7 protein-coding genes are annotated in these 5308 nt (G+C 59.9%); 1 reads left to right on the top strand and 6 read right to left on the bottom strand.

Annotated elements, in window-relative coordinates:
* Window positions 1-56: 56 nt before the first annotated feature.
* The gene (locus NW856_RS13505; protein WP_414400673.1) at window positions 57-1040 is read right to left on the bottom strand and encodes an apocytochrome f; all 984 of its coding nucleotides are present in this window, start codon (window positions 1038-1040) and stop codon (window positions 57-59) included.
* A gap of 122 nt (window positions 1041-1162) precedes the next feature.
* Window positions 1163-1681, bottom strand: a complete 519-nt coding sequence (locus NW856_RS13510; RefSeq protein ID WP_414351678.1) for a cytochrome b6-f complex iron-sulfur subunit — start codon at window positions 1679-1681, stop codon at window positions 1163-1165.
* Between the two features lie 183 nt (window positions 1682-1864).
* Here NW856_RS13510 and NW856_RS13515 point away from each other — a divergent pair, with 183 nt between their 5' ends.
* Window positions 1865-2182: a DUF3067 family protein gene (locus NW856_RS13515; RefSeq protein WP_414375168.1), complete on the top strand. Its 318-nt coding sequence runs from the start codon at window positions 1865-1867 to the stop codon at window positions 2180-2182.
* Between the two features lie 123 nt (window positions 2183-2305).
* On the opposite strand, the gene NW856_RS13520 is transcribed toward NW856_RS13515, so the two are convergent.
* The 4 genes from NW856_RS13520 to NW856_RS13535 form a co-directional block, all read right to left on the bottom strand.
* Window positions 2306-3646 (bottom strand): hypothetical protein, encoded by a 1341-nt coding sequence (locus NW856_RS13520; protein WP_414400674.1) that lies wholly within the window; start codon window positions 3644-3646, stop codon window positions 2306-2308.
* A gap of 145 nt (window positions 3647-3791) precedes the next feature.
* Complete coding sequence (locus NW856_RS13525; RefSeq protein ID WP_011433231.1) at window positions 3792-4304, bottom strand: tetratricopeptide repeat protein; 513 nt, start codon at window positions 4302-4304, stop codon at window positions 3792-3794.
* A gap of 16 nt (window positions 4305-4320) precedes the next feature.
* A complete protein-coding gene (locus NW856_RS13530; protein ID WP_414400675.1) occupies window positions 4321-4875 on the bottom strand; it encodes a phycobiliprotein lyase in 555 nt (184 codons plus the stop codon).
* A gap of 154 nt (window positions 4876-5029) precedes the next feature.
* Window positions 5030-5308, bottom strand: a 279-nt coding sequence (locus NW856_RS13535; RefSeq protein ID WP_414400676.1) for a S41 family peptidase, incomplete at its 5' end; no start/stop codon positions are given.

The raw sequence follows: 5308 nt of genomic DNA on the forward strand, positions 1-5308 counted from the left end.
ACAGAACAAAAAACACCTCGGATACCTCCGAGGTGCAGGCCAGGAAAGAGCTTGAGCTAGCCAAGGATTTCGGCGGCTTGAATGAGCTCCACCTGCTTTTTCTTGAGCACCAATAAGAGCTGGGCAATCGTAACGGCTGCCAGGAAAGCCACCAGCCATTTCACCCGCTCCGGGCTTTGCAGCACCAGATCCCGCTCCACCTGGCCAAAGCCGCCCACATTGGGATTGTTGGTGACGGGATCCCCTTCTTTGACGCTGTCGCCAACGGCAACCACCAGCTCCGGCCCAGGTGGCACCACCAGGTTGTGGATCCCACTTTCGCTCTCGAAGCTGAGAACTCTCGTGCCCGGCAGCTCGTATTCCGGGGGCACCAGGCTGGCCAATTCAGCCGGTAGATCGCTGATATCGGAGTCGAGGGTGGCAATGTTGACCAGACGCCCCGTGGCTGGGGCGCGGAAGACGTTGTTGTTGCTGAGGCTGCCGTCGGGGTTAAGCTGACCGCGACCTCGGTTGGCCCCGATGTAAACGCGATACTTCATGAAGGCCACCGAGGGATCCTCTTTCGGGTCAGGGGCCACCACCGGGAAGACGATTTCTTGATGCTGCTCGCCCGGCAAAGGCCCGACCAGGAGGATATTGGGCTTCGCGTCGCTGTAGGGGGTGATGTAGGTCTCGGCAGTTTCTTGCCGCTGTTCCTCGGTCATCTCGGCTTCGGTGGCCAGGCGGAAGCCCTCCGGCAAGACCACCACCGCGCCCACATTCAACCCACCCTTGCTGCCGTCTGCCAGCACCTGCTGCTTGCTCAGGTCATAAGGGATCCCAACTTTGATGGTGAACACCTGGCCGGGGGTGACGGCCTGGGTCACCTCGGCGCGAGTGGGCATGGCGTTCAGGTGGCAGTTGGCACAGACAATTTTTCCAGTCGCCTCGCGGGGGTTGTCGTAGGCCATCTGGGCATAGTAGGGGTAGGCTGCAGCCGGACGTGCCCCCATCCCCAGCAACAGCAGCAGCCCACAGAAGGCCAAGCAGATTCGCTTCATAACTCTCAGCTCAGAATGAATTTCCATCACAGGTTTAGGACACAGTCTTGGAACAGCCATCTCGACAATTTGCCCCAAATCGTTCGGCAAAAGCCGGCACAGCCAGCGGGATCCCTTGCCCTTTAGGTTTCCCGGAAATCGGGGCCTTGCCAAGGGCTGAAGCGGACGTTGTCGCCATCCACAGTGGCGCTCACCAGCTCCAGCGAGCGGGGAGCCGGCCCCCGAATCACCTTGCCATTGGCCGCGTACTGGGATCCGTGGCAAGGGCACTTAAACAAGTTTTCCCCCACATTCCAGGGCACCACGCAACCGAGGTGGGTACAAACCGCGTTGAGGCCATAGTTGGCCACCGCCCCGTTGTCGATCACGATGTAGGTGGGATCCCCTTTCAAACCTTGGGCCAGCACCCGGTCCGTGGCAGCATGGGTGGCCAACAGCTCACTGACACTGATGGGCTTGCCGAGAGCGTCCTGAGCGATGAGGCCCTCACCCCCTCCACCGGAAGAGGGCGGGATAAAGTACTTCACCACCGGGTAGAGGGCGCCCACCACTACGACTCCCACAGAGCCACTGAGCAGGGCATTGAGAAGAACCCGCCGGCTCATGGGGGGCGCTTCAAAGTTGCTAACCGCTTCCGTCATAATGGCAAATGCAGACCTGAGAAGTTTTAACGTTCGTTGACAAGCGACATCATCCTAACCGACCCCTCTGGCCAATATCGTTAAGAAATGCAACGCTGTAAGAGGCCGTGGCCTTCCTTCACAAGGTGAGCGGCCCACCCGGCAAGGTTGGAGCCAGATCCAAGCCAGTCTCAAGCAGTCCTGATGAAGGGATCCGACTTTCAAGCTTTGTTGCGCGAGAAGTGGGGCTGTTCCTACGACGTACAGTTGCGGCGTATCCAGCAGAAGGTGGTGCTGCTGGTGATGTGGCGCTACCTGGAGCAGCCCTCCTTTCCCTTGAGCGAGGCCGAGTATCTGGCCCACTTGGAGAGAGTGCTGGCCCATTTGCAGGCTTGGGGGGTGTGGGAATCGGTGCGCCGGGAGATCGAGTCCACCCGTCAGAGACCTCGTATGGGCAAGGCGGTGGCCATTCCTCTGGATTTGCAGAAGGTGGGGGAGCGGGTCTCGGAGTGGTTGCTGTGAGTTCTCCGGGGGAGAAAAAAGTCCAAGCAAACCCAAGCGCCGGATTCTCCGGCTGGCCAAGAAACTCGAATGGGTCTCAGCTCAAACGGCAGACCGGGAGTTTGCCCAACGGCCATGACCTCTCTAGAGGGGACGCGGCTTGCGCACTTGTTCGGTTTCGGGGCGATCCTGCTGAGCTTTGGATTCCAAAAGCTGGCGGAACACCGGATCGTCCAGACGGTAGTCCCGCTGCTCGATCAAATCCCGGTCGGTTGAGTAAATGGTGTCTGACTCTGGCACAACTTCTTGACGGCGGAAGCGGCGGGCAAAGTTGAGTTTGCGCAGCAGCGCCTCTGTGGGATGCTGCAGATGCTCTCGCCAAAGCTGCCGGACACGATTGCGACGCTCCACTCCCTGGTTACGGATTTGCAAGGCTAGCCAGCGAACGGTGGGCACCGCCAAAAACAGCGTGCCGTAGAGGAAGAGGAAGCCGATCAACGGGTAGATGAAGGCTAAAAAAGCATTGCTGCCGGCTGCCGCTGCCACCTCTTCCCGTGCCCCATAGAGAATGGCGGCCAGAAAGAAATTGAGAACTCCCAAGCCTCCTGCCAGGGTCAGTTGACCAGGCGTGGCCCGGCTGAACACCCAAGGTTTCTCCTGCAACACTTCGGGGATCCTCTTGGGCTCACGCTCTGAGGCGGCCACCTGCAGTTCCGGAAAGCGGTAGACAATGTCCCCGTCCTCGCTGACCTCCGGCTGGCCGTCGAACTTGAGCAAAATGGGCAGCATGTAATCTTCGTATTCCAAGGCCGGGGATCCCGGCTCCACATCCAGGTAGGGCAACACCTGTTCCGCTGCGATCACCCCCCCATTGGCACGAATCAGTTGGCCAATGAGGGCATAGCGCTCCTCCTCCAGGTTGGCATTGGGATCCCCGTCCCCAAAGAGGAAGCTGTACACCGCTTCCAGGAAGTTCAGCTCGGATTTTTGCGGCTGGCGGGGGCGCGTCCGACCGGAGTAGCTGCCATAGTAGGGATAGGGATCCCAGAAGGGGTTGCCGATCCAAAGGTTGGGGAAGTAATAAAACCCTATCCCCCGCGACCGGCTGCGATTGTCCTGCTCGCGGCTACTGGCCATCTGCAAGGCAATCAACGCCAGGACGATCAAGACAATCGACACCACCAGCAGGATGCCGAAGGAGATGCGCAGCCCATAGAGGAAGCCCCCCCACAACCGGCGACGCAGGGCTGCTAGCCGATCCTGCTGCTCCTTGCGCTTGAGAATGCTGCGAAAATCCGGCGGGAAAACATAGGTAATCTCCCCCTGCCGGGAAACCTGGAGATGCCCCTCCGCCTTTTGGGCCAAATTCAGCAGCTCTTGTTTGGCCTCGTGTAGAGCCAAGCCCGTGCTGGATGCAATATCTCCCAGCGTGACCCGCAGGCCCAACTGTTCCACTGCATCCATCACCAATGTTTGGGTAGCCACTCTTAACCTCCGCTTTCTGCCCCAATTGCCGAGGAGCCTGTCGGGATCCCTGGACGCAGATCCGCTCCCCTGAGCTAGACCTATCGTTTCCTCTACTCCCAGTATCTCCCCACTAACCCAGCAGCGGCGAGGGTTATACCCCCCTCTAGGGCAGCCAAGCCATCACGGCCAGCAGGGTCGAGAGGATCCCGATCAACACCCAGATGAGGGGCTTAGTGTCCAACGGGGGATCCGCTGCCCGGCGGCTGAGGGGATCCCCAGATCTTGGGGAAGGGCCTTTGCGTTGGGAGCGCCCATAGGCCAAGCGGTACTCTGGGGGATCAGCTTCCTCCAGCCGGCTGAGATCGGGAATTTCGCTCAACCACTCCGCTGGACGCCGCAGACGAGGGGCTTGCCAGATACCCAAGACATAGCGAGCCTGCTGGGCAACTTCTGGATCTGGGTTGCGCAGCAAGGTTTGGGCCAACAGGATGGCCTCCTGCGTTTCGCCAAGGGCTTCTTGGGCCAGGGCCTGCCAGAGCCGTAGCTTACCCGACTGCGGATAGCGGCTTTGGGCCTGCTTAACCTCCTCTAGCGCCTGCCGGTATTGTCCTCGCTCGAACCTCAACTGGATCAGAGCCAAGTGCTGAGACAATCTCAGGTCTTTGGGAAGCGTCATGCTCAGGATCCGCAGGCTAGGTCAGCTTCTGTTCTACCCCAAACCCCACCAGCAGCAGCTCCTGCAAAGGCTGACCCTGAGGGGGACGTTGGTAGGTAAGGATCTGCCGCAGGCGCAGGCGCGGATTCAGTAGAGTGATGGTATCTACGGCAACCACACGAGTGTAGGTGGTGGTCATCACCAGTTGCAGGGATCCGGGATCAAACCGGAAAGCCGCCACCATCGGGCGATCTTCCTCGTAGGCCCGATCCCGCAGGTAGTCTCCCTGCAGCCCCAGGGGGGTTTCCTGCCGAGGGACGAACAGCATGTTCAGCTCTTGCCCGGCCTCCTCCCCCGTTTCGGAAACGGTCTCAAAAGCCAAGTGAAAGCCCAAAAAACCATCCACGTTGTGGTTGGGGTAGTTGTTGTCGGTGAGCACCTTGTGCTTGAGCTCAGGGGTGAGGGTGCGAATGGTGAACTCGGTGCGGGAGCGCTCCACCTCGCCACGGTCTAGGTAATGGTAGGTGCGCTCTGTGCGCCAAGCTCCAATGCAGCAGTTGAAAAAGTGGTGAAATTGCTGGATAGCGTTCATGCGGGCGGGAGCGGACAGAGTCAGAAACCGGCGCTGGAGCCGAGAAGTGGCCCAGAAAACCCTGCCTCTGATCCTAAAACGAATCGAAAACAACCAGGAATCCAAATCCTAATGCCAACGATTGAGATCCGGGTCTGGAGCGGGATCTCCTCCCTCACCCGCTTTTGGCCACCGGGATCCCTTGGGTCTGCCCCAACAACTCCAAGGCTCGCTGGAGCTGGATGTCCTCCGGCCCGGCCAAGGTTTCCGCCGTCAGAGGAACGGATCCCTCCGCCACCACCACATCGGGCTGGATCCCCTGGCGATGGATGTCGTGGCCGCTGGGGGTAAGGTACTTGGCCGTGGTCACCGCCAGCCCCGAGCCATCCGCCAGCTCCAGCAGGGATTGAATCAGACCCTTGCCAAAGGTGCGCGTTCCTACCAGTTGGGCTCG

This window comes from Synechococcus sp. R3-13 (genome assembly GCF_047462195.1).
Classification (GTDB): Bacteria; Cyanobacteriota; Cyanobacteriia; order Thermostichales; family Thermostichaceae; genus Thermostichus.